Below are 376 nucleotides of genomic sequence, written 5' to 3'. Positions count from 1 at the left end.
GCACGGCTCCCCGGAGAGCGTCCACACCCGTTCCAGGACCCGCTGCGCGGACGCACTGTATTTTCGGGCCCGTCGACGCGGCAGCGGGACAGGTCCGGCGCGGCGCACCACCGCAGCGACAAGCTGGCGACGGGCGTTGGCCCTGGACCAGCCCATCGCACCGCACACGTGATCCAGCAACACGCCCTTCTGGCTCTTGCTCGCCTTCGCGTACTCCACAGCCAGACCCCGCGTGATCTCCCGACGCGCACCCATCGACATCCCCTGCACCATCGCCCCAGCAGACCCGATGCCCGAACAGACCGCCAGAGCTTCGCGAGCATTTCTAAATGAGGCACGCACCCCATTTCGCGAGCATCTCCACTGAGTCAACGCG

1 pseudogene is annotated in these 376 nt (G+C 67.3%); it reads right to left on the bottom strand.

The features are described 5' to 3' along the window. Window positions 1–255 (bottom strand): annotated as a pseudogene (locus ACHAAJ_RS15600) (integrase catalytic domain-containing protein); the annotation flags it as partial. Window positions 256–376: the final 121 nt, after the last annotated feature.

This window comes from Arthrobacter arnarulunnguaqae (assembly GCF_051262515.1).
GTDB lineage: Bacteria > Actinomycetota > Actinomycetes > Actinomycetales > Micrococcaceae > Arthrobacter_N.
This window is presented reverse-complemented; position numbering and strand designations above follow the sequence as displayed.